The organism is Anaerococcus jeddahensis (genome assembly GCF_001182725.1).
Taxonomy (GTDB): Bacteria; Bacillota; Clostridia; order Tissierellales; family Peptoniphilaceae; genus Anaerococcus; species Anaerococcus jeddahensis.
The window spans coordinates 357,026-382,099 of the sequence record NZ_CWHU01000004.1; the positions used below are offsets into that span (position 1 = coordinate 357,026).

The window sequence follows — 25,074 nt, forward strand, 5'->3', positions numbered from 1 at the left end:
AATCTCTAGTGTAAATATAAAAAATCAATTGCTAGGCCGGATCATATCCTCCTTTAGAAAAAGGATTGCACCTTAGAATTCTCCAACAAGCCTTAAAAAAGGCTTTTAAAAAATTATACTTTTTAAAACAGTCAATGGCATATTGGCTACAAGTAGGATAATATTTACATTTTCCAGAGCCTAATAGTGGAGAAATAAACAATTGATAAAATCTAATTAATATTAGAAAAAGTTTATTTAACATATCTAATTTTCTTGTCCTTAAAGGCTTTACTAAGTACGTGTCCCAAAGAAGATTTAAGTTTTTGATAAGTAAAATCTGTGGTGTGTTTTTTCGGAATTATAATTATATCAACATTGTTAATATTTTTATAATTTTCATAAACTATTGCCCTAAGTCTTCTTTTAAGTTTGTTTCTTTGGTTGGCCTTACCTATTTTTTTAGAAATAGAAAAGCCAAACCTTGGCCTATTTACACCGTTATTTTTAATAAAAACGGTAAAATCTCTATTGTAGTAATGCTTAGATTTTTTATAAACTCTTTCAAAGTCTACATTCTTTCTTAAACTAAATTGTTTTTCCATTAGAATAAAACCTAACTTATTATTTACCTACAATATAAAAAAGCCGCAGCTTTTTTATTATGCAGATAATTTCTTTCTTCCCTTTTGTCTTCTGGATTTTAAAACTCTTCTTCCAGCGGGAGTTGACATTCTTTTTCTAAAGCCATGGTCTTTTTTTCTTTTTCTTCTATTTGGTTGATAAGTTCTCTTCATATTATCACCTCCTATTATTTTACGCTGTCTTTTATTATATTTAAATAATGGTATAAAGTCAAGGTTTTAAAGAAAAAAATACAAAAAAATTTAAATAAGAATTTCTTAGCAAAAATAAGAAAAATTTTTTTAAATATAAAAAGTAAGTTTTTGAAATTTTTTAAATTATCAATTTATTAATTCTAAAAAAAATAAAAATAAAATAAGCTTATGCAAATATCAATCGAATTTAAATTTTTATTCCCATGTGGATAAGTATTTTTAATTATATTTTATCCACATGGTCTTTGTATAAGTTTTTAAGTGTATAAATTTTTATATTTTTGAAAAGTATTTTTAACAAATCAATTAAAATAATGATTTATGCATAAAAATATTTACAAGATTACATATTTTATCAAGATATCCACAATATCCACAGGCTTTTAATATTCCTAAATTTAATTTTTTCTATCTTATCCCAAACTTATCAACATTTTGTGGATAACTTTACAAAATGGCTATATTAATGTATAATCTCTTGTGTAAAAGATGAAGATAAGTCGATTTTTTTATTGACTTTAAAAAAATTTTGTGGATAAATTTCTTTAAGTCTATTTTTTAAAAATTTTTACTTTGAAATTATTAGTAAAAATAAAGACTTTTCTTATCCACATTAAACTTATCCACAACTTATCCAAAATTTGTGGATAAGTCGAAAAATATGGAGAACTTATTTGAATTTAAAACTTTGTTTTATGTGGATAATATTTTATGAAAGAGAGCTTGTAAGATGAATCTAGAATACATAACTAATGAATTAAAAGAAAAAATGAAAATGAATGTTCCAGATCTTCAACAATATGAAACTTGGATTGGAATTTTAAAACCTTTAAATAAGTATGAAGATACTATTTATTTGGAAATTCCTAAAAATGATACCAAGTTTATTTTTGACCAAATTTGGGTTCCGCAACTCCAAGCAATATTAAATGATATTAATAAAAGAGAAAACAAGGCTTATAAGCTTGAAATAGTTGCTAAAGACGGACCAAATTATGATGAAATTTTAACTCTTGGCAAAAATGTTGATGAAAATGGCCAGCTTAGGCTTAATAATGTAAACAAGTATCCAAAACCACTTCTTGAAAAAAATAATGTTTTCGAAAATTTTGTTCAGGGAAAATCAAACCAACTAGCCCTTGCAGCAAGCCAATCTGTTGCAGAAAATTTGGCTAATTATAAGGTTTCAAGAGTTTATAATCCTCTTTTTATATATGGAGCAAGTGGACTTGGAAAAACCCACCTTATGCAGGCAATAGCCCATGAGATTCTTGAAAAAAGGGATGATTGCTATGTTATGTATCTTTCTAGCGAGAAATTTACTAATGAAATGATTTCTGCTGTTAGAAATAATACAAATGAAGAATTTAGAAAAAAATACCGTTCGGTTGATATGCTTTTGATTGATGATATTCAATTTATTGCCAATAAAACTGGAACTCAAGAGGAATTTTTCCATACTTTCGAGGACCTCTATAATCAAGGAAAACAAATTGTAATTTCTTCAGATAGGCCTCCAAAGGAAATTAAGCACTTGGAAGATAGGCTTGTTTCAAGATTTGGTTGGGGAATTATAGTTGATATTTCAAAACCTGATTTTGAAACTAGGGTTGCAATTTTACAAAAAAAACAAGATGAGCTTGGTGCTGTTGTAGATTATAAAATTTTGGAATATATTGCAGAAAATATAGAAACAAATATTAGAGATCTTGAGGGAGCCTTGGCAACTTCAATTGCCTGTGCAAAATCAAATAATAGATCTTTTGTAAGTCTTGATGATGCAAGACTTGGTGTAAGTTCTAGAGTTCACAAGGATAGCAAAAAAATAGATGCTGAAGATATACAAAAAAAAGTTTCTGAAAGATATCATGTTAAATTGTCTGATCTTAGAGGAAAATCTAGAAAAAAAGAAATAGTAATGCCAAGGCAAATTGCCATGTATCTTTGTAGAGACCTCTTATCAATTTCTTTGGTAAGTCTTGCCAATGAATTTAACAGAGACCATACAACAATTATGCACGGCCATGATAAAATAAAAGATATGATGGAAGAAGACCAAGATTTTAGACAAGAAATTGAAGAGATAATTAAGGAAATAAAATCCTAGTTATCCACAAATTATGTATAAGTCTGAGGATAAGCTTGTTTATAAGCTTAACTTTAAAAAAATAAAATTTAGGTCTGTGGATTGTGTGAAAAAGTGGATTACTTATAAAAACTTATCCAAAACTTATCATTTGAGATTTTGATTTTAAAATAAAGCTTTATAAGACTTATCCACATATATACACTGCCTAATACTAATACTACTAAGTTTATATAATATTTTAGGAGCAAACATGAAAATAGAAATTCAACAAAAAGATTTATCAAATAAAATCTCCATAGCTATGAAAGCTGTTTCGAGAAAAACCAATATACAAATTCATGAATTAATATACTTTGAAGCTAAAAATGATAGCCTAACTCTTACATCATCTGATGGAGAAATCTCTATTATCACAAAATCAGCTTGTAAAGTTATAGAAGAAGGCGAAATGGCAATAAATGCAAATATAATTGCAAATATTGTAAGAAAACTTCCAGATGAGATGATAAAAATTGAGCTTTGTGATTCAAAAATAAAAATAAAATGCAATGGATCAAACTTTAATATCCTAGCCTTTGACTATTATGAAAAGAAAAATTTCTCTATACCAAGTGTGGATTATTTAGAAATTCAAAATGATAAATTAAAAAGATCAATTTCTCAAACTGAATTTGCAACAAGTTTAGACGAAACAAAACTTGCCCTTACAGGAATTTTGTTCGAATTAAAAGACGGTTATTTAAACTTTGTAGCCCTAGATGGTTATAGAGTTGCCCTCAAAAAATTAAAATTATCCTATCCAACATCAATGGATAAGGCTAGACTTATTATTCCTAGAAAATCTATTTCTGAATGGACAAGAATAATTGATGATGAAAAAATCACAAAAATTTATAAGAACGACAAGGATATAATTTTTGAATCCGGCGACACTACAATGTATTGCAAGGTAATTGATAAAAATTATATTGATTATACAAATATAATTTCAGATATTTCTACAACAAGTCTTTTTGTTGATAGGCAAGAGCTTATAAATTCTTTGGAAAGAGCCCAATTATTAAATAACACCCAAAGGGCAAATCTTATAAAAATAAATATAGAAGATGATAAGTGTATAATCGAATCAAATTCTGAAATTGGGGATTTGAAAGAAGTTTTACAAATTCAAAAAGAAGGCGATGATGTAAAAATTGCCTTTAATGCAAGATATTTAATAGAAGGGGTTAAAGCTTGTGATACACAAACTATAAGGATGCACTTAAAATCATCCCTAAATCCATGCCTAATTTATCCGAATGATTCAAAATATGAAGATGAGGAATTTACTTATCTTGCCCTTCCAGTTAGACTTGCAGAATAGGAGTTTTTATGGAAAAAATAGAATTTGAATGTGAAATGATTACAGCTAAAGACCTTCTAAAGGCAACAGACATAGCCCAAAGTGGAGGAGAAGCCAAACATCTTATAAAAGAATATGGAATTTTGGTAAATGGAGAAGAATTTTTTCAAGCTGGAAAAAAACTTTACAAGGGCGATAAGGTAGAATTTGACCATCAAATTTTAATTAGTCTTGTATAATGTGGATTCAAAATTTAAAACTTAATAAGTTTAGGAATTATCTTTTTCAAAATATAGAATTTAATAAAAATATAAATATATTTTTGGGAGATAATGCCCAAGGAAAAACAAATTTACTTGAAAGCATATATTATTTGGCAAATGCAAAAAGTTTTAAATCTTTTAGGGACAAGGACCTTATCATGTTTAATGAAAAAGAAATGGGCCTTGAAGGGACAATTAGAAAGGGAGAATCTTTCAAAAATGTCCAAATAAGTGTAAAAGAAAATAAAAAAGATATTTTTGTAAATGAAATAAAATATGACAAAAATAAGGATTTAAAATCACTTTTTAAGTTGGTTTTGTTTACCCCAGAAGATTTAAATATAATAAAAGATGGGCCAAATTTTAGAAGAGACTTAATTGATGATATAATAATTAGTGTTAATTTTAGTTACAAGTCTTTGAAAAAAGATTTTGAAAAAATTCTTAGCCAAAGAAATAAATTATTAAAAAATCAAAGATCAAAATATTTTAAAACCGAACTGATGGCCTTTGACCAGCAAATAATTAGGCTAAATTACAAAATTTATAGGTTTAGGGAAAAATATATTTCCCTAATAAATACCTATGCCAATAAAAATCATTTAAATCTTACAGAAAATAAGGAAAATTTAACTATAATTTATAAGCCTAGTATAAGGGCAAATTCTGTGGAAGAATATGGGGAAAAATTTTCTGAAAATATTTTAGATGATTTAAAATATTTTAGGACTACATCAGGCAGCCAAAGAGATGAAATTGATATAATAATAAATGGCAAGGATACAAAAAAATTTGGATCTCAAGGTCAACAAAGATCTGCAATTTTAAATATCAAGCTTGCCAATGTAAATTTAATTGAAAATACCAGCCAAGATAAGGCAATAATCTTATTTGACGATGTTTTTTCAGAACTTGATGAAAAAAGATCTAATTTTTTGTTGGAAAATTTAGGAAAATTTCAAACAATTATTACTGCAACCAACACCAAAAGTTTGGATGGAGTTGATAGGAGTAAAATTAGAAAAATAAAAGATGGTCACATTAAATAATAGAAAGGAAGCTTATGGCAAATACAGAATATAATGCATCGAACATTAGGGTCCTCAAAGGGCTTGAACCAGTAAGACTTAGACCTGGTATGTATATAGGATCAACAAGTGAAAGGGGACTTCACCACCTAGTTTACGAAGTTGTAGATAACTCAGTAGATGAAGCTCTTGCAGGTCGTTGTGACTACATAAAAATAAGTATAGATGAAAATAATATAGTAACAGTAGAAGATGATGGGTCAGGAATCCCTATTGAAAAACATCCACAAACTGGAAAATCAACTCTAGAAACAGTTCTTACAGTTTTACACGCTGGAGGAAAATTTGACGATAAGGCCTACAAGGTTTCAGGAGGTCTTCACGGAGTAGGAGTTTCAGTTGTAAATGCCCTAAGTGAATATTTGATTGCAGAAGTAAAAAGAGAAGGTCATATTCACAGGATGGTTTTTGAAAGAGGAAAGCCTACAACAGACCTTGAAATTATTGGAGATACAAAAGAAACTGGAACAAAAATAACTTTCAAGGCGGATCCAGAAATTTTTGATGTGACAGTTTATGATAAACACACTTTAGAAAATAGGTTTAGGGAAATGGCCTTTTTAAATAAGGGAGTAAGACTTATTTTTGAAGATAAAAGAGATGGGTCAGAAGTTGAATTTAAATATGATGGTGGAATAAAAGAATTTGTAAAATATTTAAACAGGAATAAAAGTCCACTATTTAAAGAAATTCCATATTTTGAAGGTAGTCAAGAATCTACAGAAGTTGAAGTTTCTTTCCAATACACAGATTCTTATAGTGAAAATATCCTAACATTTGCAAATAATATTTACACAGTAGAAGGCGGAACTCATCTTTCAGGATTTAGGTCAGCCTTAACCAGAAGCGTAAATGATTATGCTAGAAAATATAATTTATTAAAAGAAAATGAAGATAACCTCCAAGGTGATGATGCCAGAGAGGGAATTACTGCAATTATTTCAGTAAAAATTTCAAATCCTCAATTTGAAGGACAAACAAAGGGAAAACTTGGAAATAGTGAGGTAAGAGGAGCTGTAGATGCATTTTTCTCAGAACATATGGGAAATTTCTTGGAAGAAAATCCAAAAATTGCCAAAACTATAATTCAAAAAGCCCTAGCTTCAAGAAGGGCAAGAGAGGCTGCAAGAAAGGCTAGAGATTTAACAAGAAAAAGATCAATTCTTGATTCAACAACTCTTCCTGGAAAACTTGCTGATTGCCAATCCCAAGATATTGGAGAAAATGAAATCTTTATAGTCGAGGGTAATTCAGCTGGTGGATCTGCAAAAGGTGGACGTGATAACAGGATTCAAGCAATTCTTCCTTTGAGAGGAAAAATAATGAATGTAGAAAAGGCAAATCTTGATAGGATTTTAAATTATGAAGAAATAAAATCAATGATTACAGCCTTTGGTACAGGAATTGGATCAGAATTTGATATAAGTAAACTTCGCTATGGAAAAATTATTATCATGACAGATGCCGATGTAGACGGAGCTCATATTAGAACCTTGCTTTTAACATTTTTCTATAGGTATATGAAACCACTTGTAGATGGGGGTCATATTTATATAGCCCAACCACCACTTTATAAATTATCTAGCGGCAAAAAAGAAAGATATTGCTATACAGAGAAAGAATTAGATGAAATCATAAAAGCGTGGGAAACTGACAATTATAAAATTTCTAGATATAAGGGTCTTGGTGAGATGAACGCAGAACAATTGTGGGAGACAACCATGGATCCAGAAAATAGGGTCTTACTTCAAGTATATGAAAAAGAAGATTCACAAATGTCAACAGACGCAACATTTTCAATGCTAATGGGTGAGAAGGTAGAACCTAGAAGAGAATTTATCGAAGAAAACGCCCAATATGTTGAAAACTTAGATGTCTAGGAGGATAAATGACAGAAGAAAATTATAAAAACGTCATAGAGGTAGATCTTGAAAATCAAATGAAAAGTGCCTACTTGGAATATTCCATGTCTGTAATTGTTTCTAGGGCCCTACCTGATGTACGTGATGGATTAAAACCAGTTCATAGAAGAATTTTATACGGAATGGAAGGACTTGGACTTGATCCAAGTAAGCCTACCAGAAAATCAGCCAGAGTTGTCGGTGAGGTTATGGGTAAATTCCACCCTCATGGAGACTCTGCAATCTACGATGCCCTTGTAAGACTTGCTCAAGATTTTTCAACTAGGTATCCTTTGGCAAGCGGCCAAGGAAACTTTGGTTCAATAGACGGAGATGACGCAGCGGCTATGCGTTATACAGAAGTTAAAATGAGTAAGATTGCCAAGGAAATGCTTAGAGATATCAACAAAGATACAGTTGACTTCATGCCAAACTTTGATGAAGAAGAAAAAGAACCAACAGTTCTTCCATCAAGATTTCCAAATCTTTTGGTAAATGGATCAAATGGTATAGCAGTAGGAATGGCAACAAATATGGCTCCTCATAATTTGGGAGATTCTATTGATGCTTGTATTGCCTATATGAATAATCCGGAAATTTCCGTAAAAGAATTGGCAGATATTATAAAGGGACCAGATTTTCCAACAGGAGCACAAATTCTAGGAAAAGCTGGAATCAAAAAAGCCTACAAGACTGGACGTGGAAAATTAAAACTTCGTGCAGTTGCAAGAATTGAATCTTTCAAAAAAAATAGGGAAAGAATAATTGTTACAGAAATTCCTTACCAAGTAAACAAGGCAAATTTAATTAAAAAAATTGCTGAATATGTTAAAGATAAAAAACTCGAAGGAATTTCAGATATTAGAGATGAATCCGACAGAAAGGGAATGAGAATTGTAATTGAGGTAAAAAGGGATTCTAATGCAAATATAGTCCTCAATAATCTCTACAAACAAACTCAACTTGAAACAACTTTCGGAATTATAAATCTTGCCCTTGTTGATGGAGTTCCAAAAATTCTTGATTTAAAAGAGCTTATTAAATACTATATTAAACATCAAAAAGATGTAGTAAGAAGAAGGACAAGATTTGACCTTGACAAGGCTCAAAAGAGAAAACATATAGTTGAAGGTTTGATTATTGCCATTGACAATATCGATGAAATTATAAAAATAATCAGATCATCTTATGATAATGACCAAATCAAGAAAATATTTAATGAAAAATTTGGCCTAACAGATCCTCAATCTCAAGCTATCCTTGATATGCAATTAAAAAGACTATCAGGTCTTGAAATTGAAAAATTGCAAGCTGAAGATAAGGACTTGGCTGAAAAAATTGAATATTTTACATCAATTTTAAATGATGAAGAAAAATTAATTGGCGTAATTGAAGAAGAAATTTTAGAAATAAAAGAAAAATTTGCCGATGATAGGAGAACAAAAATTGTTCCAGATGAGGGAGAATTTGATATAGAGGAATTGATTGAAAAAGAAGATGTATTAATTTCCTTAACTCACGATGGTTATATAAAAAGACTTCCTATAAATACCTATAGGGTTCAAAATAGGGGTGGTAAGGGAATTTCTGCTGGAAATACAAAAGAAAATGACTTTATCCAAAAAATTCTTACAACCAATACCCACGAATCCCTTCTTTGCTTCACTAATCTTGGAAGAGTTTATTCATTAAAATGCTATGAAATTCCAGAAGCAAGCAGGCAATCAAGAGGACAAGCCATAATAAATTTAATTTCTCTTGCAAGCGATGAGAAAATCACAGATATTATGGAATTGTCAGATTTAAACGAAAATAGCCAACTAGTTTTCCAAACTGAAAATGGAAAAATTAAAAAAACTGATGCAGAATTATTTACAAATATCCAAAGAAATGGAATTATAGCAATTTCACTTGAAGATGGAGACAAGCTTGTTTCAATTAGGCAAATAGATCATCCTTGTGATATAATTGTTACAACCAAAAAGGGAATGGCAATAAAATTTGCCTCATCAGATATCAGGTCTATGGGAAGAAATGCTCAAGGAGTAAGAGGAATTAGACTTGGAGATGATGATAAGGTTGTGTCAATGAACATAGTTGAGGATGAAGTTTATTTGGTAGTTGTTACTGCAAATGGTTTTGGTAAAAAAACATCCTTTAATAATTTTAACAACCAAAATAGGGGAGGAAAGGGAGTAAGATGCCATAAAATCACAGAAAAAACTGGAGATTTGGTAGCTACCCTTCCTGCTAATTTAGATGATGACATAATGATGGTTTCCTTAAAAGGAGATATGATTAGAATATCAGCAAGAGATATTTCAACCACAGGAAGAAGTACCCTTGGTGTAAAATTAAAGAATTTAGAAAACACTGAAGACTTTATTGTTTCTGTAACCAAGTATTATGAAGAAAACAGCGAGGACTAAAATGTTTAAAGCAAATATTGAAGAAAAAAATGATCACATATTGGTAGGGCTTGTTGGAGATTTGGATGTTTATTCAAAAGAAGATTTTTCTAAATTTTGCGAAGAATCTTTAAAAAATACTAATACAGATTTTATAATTGACCTTGAAAAATTGGACTATATAGATTCAACAGGTCTTGGTATGTTTATAAATATTTATAAGGACCAAAAAGAAAAAGATAAAAGTGTAAAAATAATTAATCCAAAAGAAAACATCAAAAAATTATTTAAAATTACCGATATAAGTGATTTATTTGAGATGGAGGAATAATGGATACCATAAGTTTAATAATTCCACCAAAAACTATCTATCTAAAATCAATGAGGCTTTTGGCAGCAAGTCTTGCAAGCGATATGGGCTTTGATATAGAAGAAGTCGAAGATATAAGAGTTGTTGTATCAGAGGCAATAAATTATAAAATGAGCGATAGGGATATAAAAATAAATTTCTATATAAAAGAAAATCTAATGAAAGTAGAAGTAATAGGAAAAGATAGGGAAATTGAAGAGGAAAATCTAAAAATCAAACAAATTATCCTTGAACAATTGGCAGACAAGGTAGAAGTTGTTGAAGATAAGATTATACTTACAAAAGAGAAATAATTATGGCAGACACAAAAGCTTCTCTTGAAAGAAAAAAAGAGATCAAAGAAAAATTTGAACAATTTTATAAAACAAGGGACAAGGACCTAAGAAATGAACTTATAGAAGATCATATGTATATAGTCGATATACTTTCCAACAAATACGTTGGAAAAGGAATCGAAAAAGATGACCTTTATCAAGTGGCATCTCTTGGCCTAATCTATGCCATTGATAGGTATGATCCGTCAAAAGGATACGAATTTTCATCCTTTGCGACCCCAACTATAATGGGGGAGCTAAAAAGATATTTTAGGGATAAGGGCTGGGTAATAAGAGTTCCAAGAAGAATTCAAAATCTCTACAAAAAAATAAATGTAGCCAAAAAAATTCTTCCTCAAGAACTCCAGAGAACCCCAACAATCAAGGACATAGCATCTTATCTTGGAGAAGATGAAGAAACAATTCTTGAAACAATAGAGGCAAGCAAGGTCTATACTCCTCAAAGTTTGGATATGAAATATCAAGTCCAAAAAGGAGAAAATTCAGTAGATTTATCCGATATGATAGGAGAAGACGACAAAAATTTTGATTCAGTAGAATTAAAAGATTTGATAGATAAGTCAACAGAAAGACTAAACGATCTAGAAAAACAAATCCTAGAATTAAGATACTACGAGGGAAGAACCCAAGTAGATATAGCAAACAAACTATCAATATCCCAAATGACAGTATCAAGAATAGAGAAAAAAATTCTACAAAAATTCACAATAGAAATGCAAAAAATGCAATAAGAACTAGCAGGTTTCTGCTAGTCATACTGTTGACAAACTAAAAAGTTGTACATTTCGACCGAGTGCAACGAGCGGAGAAATCTCATGAGATCTCTCCATGCGTTCGTTTCACTCACTTAGTCGAGATGGGTCAAAGATTAATTTAATTCTAATTACTAATAATTTTTTATAATTAGACTTTGTCTACGCTCTGACTAGCAGTTTTCTGCTAGTTTTTTTATTTATATAAAATGAATTGACTATGAATTAAAATTAGAAAAATAATTTTTTTAATATTTAAGTATAAAAATAATTAAAAAAAATTTTAAAATTTTAACAAACTAAGCAAAAACAACCCATCTCGAGTAAAGTCAAGATGGGATGGTATTTTTTTACTTGTCATCTCCTGGATACATTGTTGATGCGCCTGGATACATTTTTGCTATTTCATTTATGACTAAGCCTATATCGCCATAGCCTGTTTCTTCTAATTTTTTTTGGGCCCTATAGTTTGCAAGGTCTATATCTTCATTACTTATTTTTTCTACAGATTCTTTAGAAAATCCATATTGGTCTACTAATTCTTTTCTAAACTCATCGTAGTCTTCATTTTTTTCTGCAAATTTTTTCATTTTTCCACTTTCTTTACTTTGATTATTATTTTGTGAATTTTTATTTTCATTTGTGCTTGTTTCTTTTTTTGATGAATTTTCAACATATCCATTTGGATATTTTTCTTTTAATTTTTCATAAGCCTTGTCAATTTGTTCTTCATAGCTTGCAAGTTTATTTTCATCGTAAACTTTGAAAAATATTTCTCTTAAAATTCCATTTGGAACTTTTGTTGCATCGAATCCTCTTTGTTTTAGATATCTTCTGGCATTTTTGTAATTATCTGTATTTTCATCTCCGCTATAAACCCAAGTTTCAACTTCATCTACTGAAACATCTGGGTAAATTTTTGAGGAATTTTTATTGTCTTTGGCAACTTGGCTAAAAAATAGGGTTAATTTATTCCAAAATCCTGTTTTTTCTCTTAATTCGTCAGCTTTTTTCTCGTATTTTTTTATATCTTTTTCTTTAAAATTGTCGACAAATTTTTTGTTAAATCCACCAATATCAACCATGGCTTTTTTTATTTCAGCGCTTGATAATTTTTTGGATTTTTTTTCTTTATTTTTTTCATTTGATATATTTTCAGAATTTTTTTCTTCTCCTACTGTCAAATTATTTTCTTGGTTTGATTTTGCTGTAATATTTTGATTACTTGAAGAGTTTTCTTGCTTATTTTTTTTATCTTTTGCACATCCTGTAAAAATTAAAGATAGGCTTAGGGCCAAAATTAATATTTTTTTCATAATTCCTCCATTTTTTTCTTATTAAATATTTTTACCCATTTTAAATATTTAATAATTTATTTTCATATATTTTTAAATTTTAATTTTTTTAATTTCATATTTTACAATTTAGTCTATTAATATGCAAAATAGTTAAACGTTATCATTTCAACAATTTACCTTAATAAATTGCAAAAAACTTGTAAAAAATTTTAAAATATCTCCTTAAATTTTGTATATTTATAAATAAATAAAAAATATTTTTTTCTCAAAATCTCTTTAAGTATTGAAATTATCAGTAATAAAAAGAATTTGACAGAAACATAAATATAAACTATAATGAATTCATATAAAGAAAAAATAAAAGAAAAGAGGAGAGAAGGATGAATGTAAAAAAAGTTTTCTCACAAGCTTTTGCGCTTGGCTTAGTTTTAACTCTTACTGCTTGCGGTAGTGGTGGAAACAAAGATAACAACGGATCAAATGCTGGAGACAACAATGCTAGTAACGAACAAGCTAATGAAAAATTTGAAAAACAAACCGATGATAATACACTTGTAGTAGGTGTTGATTCACTTGGTGGAGAATTTATTCAAGGCTTTAATAACAGTGCAAACGACGTAAGAGCTAGAGAGTTTATGGGAATTCAAGGTGCTGTTGGTTATGACACTTATGTAAAAGACAGAAGTGGAAAATATGTAATTAATAAAACTGTCCTTGATGGTGAACCTAAATCAAAAGAAAATGAAGATGGATCAAAAACATTTACTTTTAAAATCAAAAAAGATCTTAAATGGTCTGATGGTAAGCCAGTAACAGCTGACGATTATTTGTTCTCAGCACTTTTACACTCACCACAAGATTATTCTCTTATTACAGGATCTACTGAAATAGGTGGAGATTCCCTAAAAGGATACAATGACTTTAGAGAAGGAAAAACTGATGAACTTGCTGGTCTAAAGAAAATTGACGACCAAACTTTCGAGATTACAGTTGATAAAGATTTCTTACCATACTATGAAGAAGAATCTCTAAAAGCAATGAATCCAAGACCAATTCACTATATAGCTCCAAACTTAACAGTTGATGGATCTAAATTTGCTTTAAAAGATGGCTACAAATTATCTGACGATGATAAAAAAGCTTTCATTGAATCTCTTGACAAACAAATCGAAACAGAAAAATCTGATTACGATGCTGCTGTAAAAGAAGCAGGTGAAGAAGATCCAGATGCTAAAAAAGAGCACGAAGATAAACTAAAAACTCTTGAAGATAAGAAAAAATCTGCTGAAAGCGGAAAAGATATAGATCCAACAGAAATGCTTGTTGAACAAGCTATGCTTTTTGATGCAAATGACTACAGAAAAGCACCAAAGGTTACATGTGGACCTTACAAATTTGTTTCATTCAAAAACAACATGGTTAAAATGGAACTTAATGATCAATATGCTGGAGATTTTGAAGGACACAAAGCTACAATTCCAAATGTTATAATCCAAGCAGTTAACCCAGAAATATCTGTAGACCTTGTTAAAAATGGGGATATAGATGTATTTGAAAATGAAATGAATGGTTCAAGAATTGACCAAATGAGAAAAGCTGCAGATGAAAAGAAATTACAATATGTAGCATTCGACAGAAATGGTTATGGATGTTTAACATTCTTAGACGACAGGGGTCCAACTCAATATAAAGAAGTTAGACAAGCTATAGCATTTTTAATGAACAGAGATGACTTCGTACAAAACTTTGCAGGTGGATATGCAGTAGTAACAAACGGAATGTACGGTTCAAGTCAATGGATGTATAAAGAAAGAGGAGCTGACGTAGAAGCTAAACTTACAAAATATACATTAAACGTAGAAGAAGCAAACAAGAGATTAGACCAATCTCCATACAAATTTGAAAAAGATGGAAAAACTGCTTGGGATGCTAAAAAAGCAGCTGAAGAATACAAAAATAACGCTGACAAATTTGATTATTACAGATACGATGAAAATGGAAAGAAATTACAAATCAACCAATTTGGTGCAAAAGAATCTGAAATAACAACACTTCTTTCAAACCAATTACCAGACAATGCTAAACAAGCAGGACTTGAATACAACGTTCAAGCAGGTGACTTTAATACCCTTCTAAACTATAGAGAAAATCCAAAAGAAGGAGATAAAGCAGAATATACAGCATTCAATATGGGACTTGAATTTGGAACACCATTTGATCCTTACTACCAATACAACAGTAAAGGAAATGACAACAAAACAAAGACAAATGATCCAAAAGTTGATAAAATTACAGAAGAATTAAGACAAGTAAAACCTGGTGATAAAGAAGCTTACCTAGATAAATGGGAAGAATTCCAAGAATGGTACAATGACTACCTACCAGAAATTCCACTTTATTCAAACCAAATCCACTCATCAGCATCCACAAGAGTTAAAGGATTTGAAGGCTTAACACCAGAATGGGCAACATCTTGCCAAATCAACCAAATGAGTCTTAAATAAGATTAAAAATTAATAAGATTATAAAAAAGAAGCCATAATTTGGCTTCTTTTTAAGTTGAATATATGAAAAAAATTTATTTTTAAGAAGAACTTTCAAATATAATGCATATAATTACTAAATAACAGAGATCTCTTTTATTAAATTCTTTTTTAATATTTAGTTTTTTAAAAAATTAGATTTTTCTAATGGACTTAATTAAAATTTATAAAATTCATTGGAGTGTTTTTTATTTTTTTAGCTTATTTTTTATTACTTAATGCAAGCCTTATCATTTTATTTATTTTCGATTAATTCATCGTATTTATTTTTTAAATTCAAATTTCTCTTTATATTTTTAGTTTTATCGATGAAAACATTAGAGCTTTAATGTGCTATATATGATTTTTTATTAATATTCATCAATGTAAAAAAATCCTCATAAATTGTGAATTTTTAAAAATAAATATCAATCTTTATAAGTTTATGACAAATTTTACATTGACAAATTCGAACTTTTATATTAATATTATGGTTATGATATTGTAAGTTTACTCTATGAAAAATTTTTATGTTTATTTTTTATTTTTATATGAAATTTTTTCTTTGAATTTTTTTTATTTTTCAAAGTTTAATTTTATTTATATTTAATTAATTAAAGTGTGAAATTTTTTGAGTAAACTTAATAAATACAAGGAAGGGATAGACATGTTAAAATACATAGTAAAAAGAATCATTAATTTGATTCCTGTAGCCATAATTATTTCTATATTGGTTTTTGCACTTTCTAAATCTATGCCTGGTGATCCTATTTTGGCAATGATGCCTAAGAACGGAAGAATGACCAAGGCTCAACAAGAACAAATGTATAAAAATCTTGAGAAACGTTATGGTTATGATAAATCGTTACCAGAACAATATTTTATGTGGATGGGAAGAAGTTTGAAGGGAGATTATGGTGAATCTACTCAAGCTAAAAGACCTGTTAAGGAATATCTTTCTGAGCCACTTAAAAATACAATTTTATTAAATATCGGTTCGACTCTTGTTTCTTTTGTACTTTCGGTTCTTATTGGAATAAGGTCGGCTGTTCACAAGGGAGGAGTTTTTGATAAGTTCTTCCAGGTATTTACCTTGGTTGGAATTTCCTTGCCTACATTTTTTATAGGTTTATTTTTGATATTCTTATTTGCCTTTAGGTTAGGATGGTTCCCTGCTAATGGTATGCCTAGAAATAATACTTTTGGTGAGTGGGTTAAGTATTTGATTTTACCTACTTTAACTTTAACTTTTGGTTCTATGGCTTCAATTTCTAGATATGTTAGAAACTCTATGCTAGATTCTCTTAATGAGGATTATATTAGAACTGCAAGGGCCAAGGGTTTGAAAGAAAAAACTGTTATTTATTCTCACGCTTTTAGAAACGCCCTAATTCCTGTTGTAACTGCTATGACTTGGGCAATTCTTTCAATGTTTTCAGGTTCTGCTATAACTGAAACTATCTTTGCTTACAGGGGAATTGGAAATATTCTCATAAAATCAGTTTTGGCTCAAGATTATAATGTTATTCTTGCTCTAACTATGTTTTATGCAATTTTAACTCTTCTTGGAAACTTGATTATGGATATTGCCTATGCACTTGTAGATCCTAGAGTAAAATTGGAGGCTTAATATGAAAGATGAATTAAAAAAATCATTTAAATCTTTTGGTAGATTAGTTCTTTCCTTGTTTACTTTTGGAACTAATGCAAATGAAGAGAATTTGGGAGATCTTAATCCAAAAAATGAAAATGAAGCCTTAAAGGAAGATGCAATTACTTCTCCTGGAAAAATGGCTGTTAAAAATTATTTTAGAAGTCCTCTTGGAGTTTTGGGCCTTGTTTTGATGCTTGGAATTATCCTTGTAGTTTTTATAGGATCTGCTATAATTCCATTTAATCCTTACCAATCTGAGGGTACTCTTATAAATGTTTCCCCAGGTTCAGGCTATATGAAATACCCTTCTGAAATGGAAAAGGAGGGTGTTGAAAGAATTTCTGTTGGAAATACTTTTGGTGTTGGCCTAACTAAGGAGAAAAATTTCTATTTTTGGGGCAAAAATAACGAAGATAATGTTATGAAAATGCCTGAAGATATAAAGGAAAAACTTAAGGGTAAAAAAATAAAAGATGTTGCAGCTGGAGATAGACATATTCTTGTTGCAACTGAAGATAATGAAGTTTATGGTTGGGGTAATGATTCTTTCCAACAAACAAAACTTCCACCAATGCAAGAAAGCCAAATAAAACAAGAAGGCATTAAAAAACTTGGTGGTGGAGTTCAATATTCTGTTGTTTTGACTGAAAAAAATAATATATATGTTTGGGGTTCAACAATGAACTCAAGACTTGACCTTATCCCAAAAGAAGTTCAAGGAAAAATTGTAGACTTTGATACAAGTGGTTCAAATATTCTTGCTGTATTAAAAGACGGAACTACAAAGCTTCTTGGTGTAAGGGGAGCTGAGATTGATGTTGGAGCACCTGACGAGATTAAAAATGATAAGCTTAAAATTTCAAAAGTTGCCCTTACTTCAAATTCTGCAGCAGCCCTTGATGAAAATGGAAAACTTTATGTTTGGGGTCCATCTAGGGACAATTTATCAGGAGAAAATGTTCCGAAATTTAAAGGAAAAGTTAAGGATATAGTTGCAGGAACCAATCACTTTACTGCCCTTGATGAAGATGGAAAAATTTATTCATGGGGAAATAATGTTTATGGTGAAGCCGACAGTCCTAGTGGAAAATATGAAAAAATATTTTCTGGATATTTTAACAATTATGCTGTAAATAAAGACAATAAAATTGATACTTGGGGACTTAAAGGTTTTAGATTTGGATCAGATGACCAAGGTCGTGATATTTATACAAGATTAATTCACGGTGGAAAAATGACTATAATTATTTCTTTCGTCTCAGTTATTATCCAAGTGGTTCTTGGTGTAATTATTGGTATGGTTTCAGGTTATGCTGGAGGAAAAGTTGACAATGTTTTGATGAGAATTACAGAAATTGTTCAATCATTCCCATTTTATCCTTTAATAATAACTTTATCAGCCCTTCTTCCTGTAAATACCAGTCAAAATACAAGACTTATGATGATCATGGTTTTACTTGGAGTTATTGGATGGACAGGAATTGCAAGGCTTGTTCGTGGTCAAATTTTGGCTGAAAGAGAAAGAGATTATGTAATAGCTGCTAAGGCTTTGGGTGTTACAAATTCTTCAATTCTTGTAAGACACATCCTTCCAAATATTCTTTCAATAATAATTGTAAATGCGACCCTTGGTTTTGCAGGAAACCTCCTTACAGAAGCAGGTTTATCATTTTTAGGATTTGGTGTCCAAGAGCCAATGCCATCATGGGGTAATATGATGACAAGTGCCCAATCATCAGATGTAATTAATATTTACTGGTGGAGATGGGTAGTTCCAGCTCTTGCAGTATTTTTGGCAGCATTTTCAGTAAACTTAATTGGAGATGCCCTAAGAGATGCTATCGACCCAAGATCAAATGAGAGATAGGTGTAAAAATGAAAAATTTACTAGAAATAAAAAAACTCCATACCTACTTTGAAACAAGACGTGGTCTTATAAAAGCAGTAAATGGAGTATCATGCACAATTGAAGAAGGAAAAACTTTGGGCCTTGTTGGAGAAAGTGGTTCTGGAAAAAGTCAAACTGCAATGAGCATCTTGCAACTTTTTGAACCAAACCAAAAAATTTATAGCGGAGAAATAATTTTTGACGGCAAAAAGATTTCTGACTTTAATAGGTCTCAAATGGAAAAAATAAGGGGAAATGATATTTCTATGATTTTCCAAGAGCCTATGAGTTCACTTAACCCAGTTTTTACAGTAGAAAAACAAATTTCAGAAGTTTTAATCCTTCACAAAAATATGAACAAAAAAGAGGCAGCAAAAAGAGTTGAGGAACTACTTGCTCAAGTAAAGATTCCAAACCCTCATGTTGTTGCCAAACAATATCCTTTCGAGCTTTCTGGTGGTATGAACCAAAGGGTTATGATTGCTATGGCCCTTGCTTGTGAGCCAAAATTATTAATTGCAGATGAGCCAACAACAGCTCTTGACGTTACAATCCAAGCTCAAATTCTAAAATTAATGAATGAATTAAAGGAGAAACAAAATACTTCAATTTTATTTATAACCCATGATTTGGGAGTAATAAATCAAATGGCAGACGAGGTTGCTGTAATGTATTGTGGACAAATTGTTGAACAATCACCAGTTGATTATATTTTCAAACACGATATTACAAAATACAACCATCCTTACACAGTTGCTCTTTTAAATTCTATTCCAGCAATAACAAGTGATAGAAATGAAAGACTTGATATAATCCCAGGCTCTGTTCCACATCCACTTAACCTTCCTGATGGATGTAAATTTGCAGATAGGTGTAAGTATGCTACTGAAAAATGTAGGAAAGAAATGCCAGAGCTTGTAGCAGTAAACGAAAATCAAAAAATTAGATGCCACTACCCAAATAGAGAGGAGAGGGAAAATGGAGAACAATAATAAAAAAGTCTTATTTAAAATAAGAAATCTCAAAAAATATTTCCCAATCAAGAAAAAATCTATCTTTTCTAGGGGAGCGAATGAATATGTCCACGCCAATGAAAATATTTCAATAGATATATTTGAAGGCGAAACCTTTGGTTTGGTTGGAGAAAGTGGTTGTGGAAAATCTACTTTTGGTAGGACAATCCTACAAATTTATGAGCAAACAGAAGGAACAACTCTATATTATGGAACAACTTTAGATAAGCTTGCTCCAGCTTATATGGGAAAAGATATAAAGGATATTCCAAAAATATTTCCTTCATATGATACAGAAGTAGAAAAACTTCAAAAAATTTATGATGAGCTAGAAAAAACTGAAGATGAAGAAAAAAAAGCTGAGCTAAACGAAGCTGCTATGCATCAAAGAAGACTTCTCCAAGAAGAATATGAAAATATGATGAGAATAGCGGGAGGACTTCTTGCAAGCGATAATTTGTCAGAAATTTCTTCAATTCTTGATGATTATTACAAAAAAATCAAAGAAAGATCCAAAGTTTTACTAGATATCAAAAAAATCGAAGAAAAAGACCAAGTAAGAATTAGGGATAAAAAAGAGTTAAAAGATGCCATTTTAAATGATCCAAAATACAAGGAACTTTTGAGCAAAAAAGAAAAACTCGATAAAGAAGTTTTGGAAAAAGAAGAAAAAATAAAGGCAAAAAAAGAAGAATTAAAATCAAAAGAAGATTTTGAAAAATTTGAAAGTTTTGTAGATGATGGAATCGACCTATCAAGACTTACAAACGAAGAAATGAGAGAGCTTAGAAAAGATCTTCAAATAATTTTCCAAGATCCTTATGGTTCTTTGGATACAAAAATGACAGTTGGAAATATAATTGGAGAGGGAGTTTTAGGCCACGGACTTTTCAAATCAAGAAGTGAGGCTGGCTACAACGAATATATCCAAGATGTAATGAACCAATGTGGACTAGCTCCATATTTTATTCACAGATATCCTCACCAATTTTCCGGCGGACAAAGACAAAGAATAGGAATTGCCAGAGCCCTTGCCCTAAACCCAACTTTTATAGTTTGTGATGAGGCAGTTTCAGCCCTTGACGTTTCAATCCAATCACAAATTATAAATCTACTTCAAGATTTAAAAACAGAATTGAACCTAACCTATCTTTTCATAACCCACGACCTTTCAGTTGTAAAATATATTTCAGATAGGATTGGAGTAATGTATTTGGGAGTTATGGTTGAGCTTTCAGATTCAGATAGGATTTTCAAAAATCCACAACACCCTTACACAAAAGCTCTTTTACAAGCAATACCAAGAACAGACGTTGATAAGGGACAAGAATTACAAACAATCGATGGAGATATTCCATCAGCAGTAAGACCACCAAAGGGTTGTCGTTTCCACACAAGATGTAAATATTGTATGGATATATGCAAACAATTTGAGCCAGAGCTTAAAGAAGTAGAAGATGGTCATTTTGTAGCTTGCCACTTGATGGACGTTTCAGAAGAAACAAAAATGAAAGCTTTCGAAAAAAACGAAGAAGAAAGACTCAAAAAAGAACACGAGTTGGCCAAGGAAGCTAACCTATGAAAAGACCAATAGATCCCTTCAAAAACAAAACAAAAGAAGAAATCTATGAAAAAGAAGAGCTTTTAGAAGAAGATAATCTAGAAAAACACGACAGATTTGCCATGTTTTTGGCAGCTATGAAAGTTTTTTTACCGCCGGTTTTACTAATACTTTTAATATTTACCTCCCTAATATTTTTCTTTTAAGTTTTAAAAATAAATTTAAGGGTAGAAAATTATTAGAGAAAAAGAAAGGAAGTATTATGAGTAAATTTGACTTATATTTTAAACCTGAATGCCCATATTGCCTAAAAGTTTTAAACTTTATGCACGAAAATAAAATTTTGGATTTCACATCCTACAATGTAAAAGATGGCAGAAGTGGAGAAGAAAACACCAAAGAATTAATAGAGCTTGGTGGCAAAGATCAAATTCCATTTATGGTATTTGGCGATAAAAAAATGTACGAATCTGACGATATTATCGAATATCTAAAAGAAAATTATTAAAACAAAGCCAGTAGGAAATCCTGCTGGTTTTTTTGTGAGGAAAAAATGAAAAAATTACAATATAAAGAAGGAAAAATTTTTGAAATAGAAAGAATGACCTATAAACTAGAAGGTAAGTACAATGTATTGCGTCCTAGTGGGAAATTGGTGGCAAGATTTAAAATAAAAAACCTATTTAGTCTAAGAGGAAAAAAAACAAGCTGTAATAGGAAATCTAAAAATAGAAAAAATGAAAGATGATCCTATAAGCGAGGCGAAAATTATAAACAGGCAAATGCAACTAATAAGCCATGAAAATTTAATTTCTCTAATAAAAGACGACGAATTTCTAGCAAGTTATGACTTTGAAAATAACACAATGGAAGTAGCAGAAGACGAAGGACTTGTAGTAAGCGTATTTTTTGCCTTGAAAAAATTGGAGGAAAAATAAAAATTATAAATTAAGCTTAAAACACAATTTCCATCTCGACCAGATTAAAAACCGTTAATTTCAATTGTTTATCCCGATTTATCGTACTTAGGAGTGGAGAAATCTCATAGGAAAATAAGTATTTAGAAAAATATAAACGTAGATAATTCAATGGAGAAAATAAATTAATATCTAAAATTAATAAGGAGATCTCTCGACAAGCTCGAGATGGGTTTAACTTCGTTTTGGTATTTGAATTTAATTTATTTAATAGAATAAAAGTAAGAAATTTATATGTGCCAGCTTTCCTGTCTTAATAAATTAAAAATAAAAAAATTTAGAAATAAAATTATAAATATATAACTTCAGTAATAAATTCAATCCAATAATAACCCATCTCGACCAGATGATTGTGCCTTGATTTGGCACAATCATCCCTAAAACTGAGTGCAGATTTATAACCGTTGATTTCGGTTATAAATCCTGAAAACTAGTACGAGAGCACGGAAGAATTTACGAAGTAAATGAGTTTTCATAAGCACGAGAAAGTTTGCCTAGCAAACGGGTTTTAGTATGAGCGAAGCGACTGAGTGGAGAGATCTAATGAATTGATTAAATACAAATAAAACAGTAAATAAGGAGATTTCTCGACAAGCTCGAGATGGGTTTTGTTTCGTTTAAGCTTATGATTTAATTTATTAAATCTAATATAGAAAACAATAAATTTATTATTGCATCTTTTCAAGCTTAAAAAACTCTATTATCTTTCAATATTTTTAAAATATGAAATTTGTAAAAAATTTGTGTTTTTATGGAATTATAATTATTGCTATGATATAATAATAATATATTATTTATTTACAGGAAGAAAGGAATTCGATGAGGAAAAAACTTAAAGATTTAATATACTTTATGCTAGCTATAGTAATATTTTATGGGTTATTATTTTTCTTTGGCTATACTTGTCCAATCAAGGCTCTAACAGGTGTTTCTTGTCCTGGCTGTGGGATGACTAGAGCATATATTTCCATTTTTAAGCTTAATCCTCGCTTGGCATTTTATTACCATCCACTTTTTCCATTACCTGCCTTAATATTTTTGATGTATCTATTCGAAGATAGAATACCTCAAAGGGTAAAAAAAATTGGAATAATTCTTGTAATTGGCCTGTTTTTTCTGGTTTATATAGTTAGAATGATAGATCCAGAAGATAATATAGTTGTTTTTAGACCGAAAGATTCAATAATTTACATGGTCTATAAAGAAATTAATGGAGTAGTAAGAAAGAGGTAATCTATGAAGTGCACTAAATGTGGAGCGGAATTAGATCAAAATGCTAATTTTTGTTACAAATGTGGCAATCCAGTAAATTCAAATCAAGATTCTTCTAATGATTCTTTTGAATCTCAAGACTTAAAAGAAGAAAATAATTTGGGACAAGAAAGACTGGAAGAAGTAAAAAAAGAAGTAGAAGAAGACCAAGAAAAAATTGAAAAAAACATTGACCAAACTGTGGAAAATGTTAAAGAAAAAATCAAAATTGATGAAGAAGAAATCATTTCTAGCGCAAAAAGAGAAACTGAACAATTCAAGGAAAGTACAAAAGAAAAAGCTCAAGAAGTGAAAAAAGACTTTCAAAATTTTCTAGGCAATGATGAAGTAAGTGGAAACGGAGAAAATTTCAATTTTAATAATAATGAAGTTGATAGTGTAGAAGTTAAGCCTAGTGATTTAATAAAATTCTTTTCTATAGGAGCGACAGTCCTTATGGTGATTTTCGCAATAGTTTATTTGATAGACCTACTTGGTATAATTTTTAATACAATAGGAGGTATATTCTAATGCTTGGATATTTATTTGTGTCATTATTTAATATTTTAGCCAGTGGTCTAAGCTTATTTTCTATAGTTTTTGTGGCTTACAGTTATTTTACAGTTTCAAAACAATGGAATAAGGGGAATAACCAAGATTTATTCAATTTGATTGTAATAAGTGGACTTTTTTTAATTATAATTAGAATTTTTGATCTTATTGCTAAATCTATTAGTGAAGTATATGAATTTAGACCAATTATAAGTATTATTTTAATTTTGATTTCAATCTTAGTTCCTGTTGTTGTATATTTTATTTCTAAATCTTCATCAGATACAATATATGAAGAAGGATATTTTGATAAATTAAAAGATACTAACTTCTTGAAAGCTGAAGTAATGTCAGCATTTGGATTATTTTTAAAACAATTCGAAAAAATTAGCTCTAAAGTTTCAAAAGAATCAAATACTACAAAGAGTCAAAGCAATCAAAATAATCGAAGAAGTCAAAATAGTCAAAGCAATCAAAATAATCGAAGAAGTCAAAATAGTCAAAGTAATCAATATAATCAAAGTAGTCAAAACAATCAAGCTAAGGATCTTGATGCCTACAAATATACAGAAGATACAGGAGATTTTAAAGGTATGTTAAATGAAAAAAGATCATTATTATTATTCGTGTTGCTAAATATAATAACTTGTGGATTTTATACTTTCTACTTTGTTCACACTGCTTCAAGAGATGTGAATATAGCATGTGAAGGAGATGGAGAGTACACAAGTGGATTATTAAAATATATAATCCTATCTATACTTACTTGTGGAATTTATAGCGTATATTGGAATTATGCCTTGGCAAATAGACTTGCATCTAACGGACAAAGATATGGATACACTATCCAAGAAAATGGTTCAAGCTTCCTACTTTGGTTAATACTAGGTTGGTGGGTATGTGGACTTGGTTATTTTGTAGCTAGAAATATAATAATCAAAAATTTAAATAAAATATGTAGAGGATACAATCAACAAAACCCTATATTCTAA

The 25,074-nt window shown here is 30.0% G+C and carries 25 protein-coding genes; 21 read left to right on the forward strand and 4 right to left on the reverse strand.

Going from position 1 to position 25,074, the window contains the following annotated elements; genetic code table 11:
• Window positions 1–31: 31 nt before the first annotated feature.
• From yidD to rpmH, 3 genes are read right to left on the reverse strand one after another with little or no spacing between them, the layout of a single operon-like run.
• On the reverse strand, window positions 32–244 hold the full coding sequence (gene yidD, locus BN2087_RS02800) for a membrane protein insertion efficiency factor YidD (protein ID WP_049690378.1): 213 nt from the start codon (window positions 242–244) through the stop codon (window positions 32–34).
• The gene (gene rnpA / locus BN2087_RS02805; protein ID WP_049690379.1) at window positions 234–584 is read right to left on the reverse strand and encodes a ribonuclease P protein component; all 351 of its coding nucleotides are present in this window, start codon (window positions 582–584) and stop codon (window positions 234–236) included. Before rnpA ends, yidD begins: the two co-directional genes overlap by 11 nt.
• Before the next feature lie 57 nt (window positions 585–641).
• The gene (gene rpmH / locus BN2087_RS02810; protein WP_004815746.1) at window positions 642–776 is read right to left on the reverse strand and encodes a 50S ribosomal protein L34; all 135 of its coding nucleotides are present in this window, start codon (window positions 774–776) and stop codon (window positions 642–644) included.
• A 772-nt stretch (window positions 777–1,548) separates the two neighbouring features.
• Between rpmH and dnaA the strand changes: the two genes are divergently transcribed.
• From dnaA to BN2087_RS02855, 9 genes are all read left to right on the forward strand, one after another.
• On the forward strand, window positions 1,549–2,925 hold the full coding sequence (dnaA, locus tag BN2087_RS02815) for a chromosomal replication initiator protein DnaA (RefSeq protein ID WP_049690380.1): 1,377 nt from the start codon (window positions 1,549–1,551) through the stop codon (window positions 2,923–2,925).
• A gap of 232 nt (window positions 2,926–3,157) precedes the next feature.
• On the forward strand, window positions 3,158–4,270 hold the full coding sequence (dnaN, locus tag BN2087_RS02820) for a DNA polymerase III subunit beta (RefSeq protein WP_049690381.1): 1,113 nt from the start codon (window positions 3,158–3,160) through the stop codon (window positions 4,268–4,270).
• Between the two features lie 8 nt (window positions 4,271–4,278).
• The gene (locus BN2087_RS02825; protein ID WP_049690382.1) at window positions 4,279–4,488 is read left to right on the forward strand and encodes an RNA-binding S4 domain-containing protein; all 210 of its coding nucleotides are present in this window, start codon (window positions 4,279–4,281) and stop codon (window positions 4,486–4,488) included.
• Complete coding sequence (recF, locus tag BN2087_RS02830) at window positions 4,488–5,561, forward strand: DNA replication/repair protein RecF (protein ID WP_049690383.1); 1,074 nt, start codon at window positions 4,488–4,490, stop codon at window positions 5,559–5,561. Before BN2087_RS02825 ends, recF begins: the two co-directional genes overlap by 1 nt.
• 14 nt (window positions 5,562–5,575) lie before the next feature.
• The gene (gene gyrB / locus BN2087_RS02835) at window positions 5,576–7,480 is read left to right on the forward strand and encodes a DNA topoisomerase (ATP-hydrolyzing) subunit B (RefSeq protein WP_049690384.1); all 1,905 of its coding nucleotides are present in this window, start codon (window positions 5,576–5,578) and stop codon (window positions 7,478–7,480) included.
• An 8-nt stretch (window positions 7,481–7,488) separates the two neighbouring features.
• Window positions 7,489–9,930, forward strand: a complete 2,442-nt coding sequence (gene gyrA, locus BN2087_RS02840; protein WP_049690385.1) for a DNA gyrase subunit A — start codon at window positions 7,489–7,491, stop codon at window positions 9,928–9,930.
• 1 nt (window position 9,931) lies between these two features.
• The gene (locus tag BN2087_RS02845; RefSeq protein ID WP_049690386.1) at window positions 9,932–10,240 is read left to right on the forward strand and encodes an STAS domain-containing protein; all 309 of its coding nucleotides are present in this window, start codon (window positions 9,932–9,934) and stop codon (window positions 10,238–10,240) included.
• Window positions 10,240–10,572 carry an ATP-binding protein gene (locus BN2087_RS02850; protein WP_049690387.1) on the forward strand — a complete coding sequence of 111 codons (333 nt, stop codon included), beginning with the start codon at window positions 10,240–10,242 and terminating at the stop codon, window positions 10,570–10,572. The genes BN2087_RS02845 and BN2087_RS02850 overlap by 1 nt, the downstream gene beginning before the upstream one ends.
• A gap of 2 nt (window positions 10,573–10,574) precedes the next feature.
• Window positions 10,575–11,345: a SigB/SigF/SigG family RNA polymerase sigma factor gene (locus BN2087_RS02855; RefSeq protein WP_049690388.1), complete on the forward strand. Its 771-nt coding sequence runs from the start codon at window positions 10,575–10,577 to the stop codon at window positions 11,343–11,345.
• A gap of 371 nt (window positions 11,346–11,716) precedes the next feature.
• Here BN2087_RS02855 and BN2087_RS02860 read toward each other — a convergent pair whose 3' ends face one another.
• Window positions 11,717–12,682, reverse strand: coding sequence for a hypothetical protein (locus BN2087_RS02860; protein WP_049690389.1), 966 nt, complete (start codon window positions 12,680–12,682; stop codon window positions 11,717–11,719).
• Between the two features lie 362 nt (window positions 12,683–13,044).
• Here BN2087_RS02860 and BN2087_RS02865 point away from each other — a divergent pair, with 362 nt between their 5' ends.
• From BN2087_RS02865 to BN2087_RS09025, 12 genes are all read left to right on the forward strand, one after another.
• Entirely contained in the window at window positions 13,045–15,168 is a 2,124-nt protein-coding gene (locus BN2087_RS02865) for an ABC transporter substrate-binding protein (protein WP_049690390.1), read from the forward strand.
• Window positions 15,169–15,853: 685 nt separating this feature from the next.
• Entirely contained in the window at window positions 15,854–16,816 is a 963-nt protein-coding gene (locus BN2087_RS02870; RefSeq protein ID WP_049690391.1) for an ABC transporter permease, read from the forward strand.
• 1 nt (window position 16,817) lies between these two features.
• Complete coding sequence (locus BN2087_RS02875) at window positions 16,818–18,707, forward strand: ABC transporter permease subunit (RefSeq protein ID WP_049690392.1); 1,890 nt, start codon at window positions 16,818–16,820, stop codon at window positions 18,705–18,707.
• A gap of 8 nt (window positions 18,708–18,715) precedes the next feature.
• A complete protein-coding gene (locus BN2087_RS02880; protein WP_049690393.1) occupies window positions 18,716–19,720 on the forward strand; it encodes an ABC transporter ATP-binding protein in 1,005 nt (334 codons plus the stop codon).
• Window positions 19,707–21,323 carry an oligopeptide/dipeptide ABC transporter ATP-binding protein gene (locus tag BN2087_RS02885; RefSeq protein ID WP_049690394.1) on the forward strand — a complete coding sequence of 539 codons (1,617 nt, stop codon included), beginning with the start codon at window positions 19,707–19,709 and terminating at the stop codon, window positions 21,321–21,323. Before BN2087_RS02880 ends, BN2087_RS02885 begins: the two co-directional genes overlap by 14 nt.
• The gene (locus BN2087_RS02890; protein WP_049690395.1) at window positions 21,320–21,508 is read left to right on the forward strand and encodes a hypothetical protein; all 189 of its coding nucleotides are present in this window, start codon (window positions 21,320–21,322) and stop codon (window positions 21,506–21,508) included. Before BN2087_RS02885 ends, BN2087_RS02890 begins: the two co-directional genes overlap by 4 nt.
• Window positions 21,509–21,564: 56 nt before the next feature.
• Entirely contained in the window at window positions 21,565–21,810 is a 246-nt protein-coding gene (locus BN2087_RS02895; RefSeq protein ID WP_049690396.1) for a glutaredoxin family protein, read from the forward strand.
• A gap of 45 nt (window positions 21,811–21,855) precedes the next feature.
• Entirely contained in the window at window positions 21,856–22,050 is a 195-nt protein-coding gene (locus BN2087_RS09385; RefSeq protein WP_245190775.1) for a hypothetical protein, read from the forward strand.
• Window positions 22,040–22,240 carry a hypothetical protein gene (locus BN2087_RS09390; RefSeq protein WP_245190776.1) on the forward strand — a complete coding sequence of 67 codons (201 nt, stop codon included), beginning with the start codon at window positions 22,040–22,042 and terminating at the stop codon, window positions 22,238–22,240. The genes BN2087_RS09385 and BN2087_RS09390 overlap by 11 nt, the downstream gene beginning before the upstream one ends.
• A gap of 858 nt (window positions 22,241–23,098) precedes the next feature.
• Window positions 23,099–23,512, forward strand: a complete 414-nt coding sequence (locus BN2087_RS02905) for a DUF2752 domain-containing protein (RefSeq protein ID WP_049690397.1) — start codon at window positions 23,099–23,101, stop codon at window positions 23,510–23,512.
• A 3-nt stretch (window positions 23,513–23,515) separates the two neighbouring features.
• Window positions 23,516–24,061 carry a zinc ribbon domain-containing protein gene (locus BN2087_RS02910; RefSeq protein ID WP_049690398.1) on the forward strand — a complete coding sequence of 182 codons (546 nt, stop codon included), beginning with the start codon at window positions 23,516–23,518 and terminating at the stop codon, window positions 24,059–24,061.
• Window positions 24,061–25,074 carry a DUF4234 domain-containing protein gene (locus BN2087_RS09025; protein WP_053094091.1) on the forward strand — a complete coding sequence of 338 codons (1,014 nt, stop codon included), beginning with the start codon at window positions 24,061–24,063 and terminating at the stop codon, window positions 25,072–25,074. Before BN2087_RS02910 ends, BN2087_RS09025 begins: the two co-directional genes overlap by 1 nt.